Below are 686 nucleotides of genomic sequence, written 5' to 3'. Positions count from 1 at the left end.
TTCACGGCGGTAACACGGGTTCGAATCCCGTACGGGTCACTTTTTATTACATAGGTCCGGTAGTTCAGTTGGTTAGAATGCCTGCCTGTCACGCAGGAGGTCGCGGGTTCGAGTCCCGTCCGGACCGCCATTTAATGTTTGGGCCATAGCCAAGCGGTAAGGCAACGGTTTTTGGTACCGTCATGCGCTGGTTCGAATCCAGCTGGCCCAGCCATTTTCTTTGAATAAACAGTTGACAAATCAGTTCAAAAGTTATATGATATTTCTTGTGCTTTTGAGACACATACACATTTCAAAGTGTTGTAGATTCCTTGTTACGAGCCATTAGCTCAGTTGGTAGAGAAGCCGTAAGCTTCACCGAATTATCTATCAACGTGACGAGCACCGTTCTTAACAACGTTACACTTCTTACTTTAGTAATGAGCCATTAGCTCAGTTGGTAGAGCATCTGACTTTTAATCAGAGGGTCGAAGGTTCGAATCCTTCATGGCTCACCATTTATTTGCGGGTGTGGTGGAATTGGCAGACACGCTAGATTTAGGATCTAGTGCTTCACGGCGTGGGGGTTCAAGTCCCTCCACCCGCACTTACCAATCCCATGATCAGCATCCATTTGTTTCATTACAATTTGCGGTCGTGGCGGAATCGGCAGACGCGCTAGGTTGAGGGCCTAGTGGGGGCAACCC

General features: G+C 48.1%; 4 tRNA genes. All 4 read left to right on the top strand.

Annotated features, from left to right (window positions below):
- Positions 1-53 precede the first annotated feature (53 nt).
- Positions 54-130: transfer RNA gene (locus LD39_RS21040), tRNA-Asp, on the top strand.
- Between the two features lie 9 nt (positions 131-139).
- A tRNA-Gln gene (locus LD39_RS21035) sits at positions 140-214 on the top strand.
- Between the two features lie 207 nt (positions 215-421).
- Positions 422-497, top strand: a tRNA-Lys gene (locus LD39_RS21030).
- A gap of 7 nt (positions 498-504) precedes the next feature.
- Positions 505-586, top strand: a tRNA-Leu gene (locus tag LD39_RS21025).
- The last annotated feature ends 100 nt before the right edge of the window (positions 587-686 follow it).

Origin of the sequence: Halobacillus sp. BBL2006 (genome assembly GCF_000786645.1) — a bacterium.
Lineage (GTDB): Bacteria > Bacillota > Bacilli > Bacillales > Halobacillaceae > Halobacillus.
This window is presented reverse-complemented; position numbering and strand designations above follow the sequence as displayed.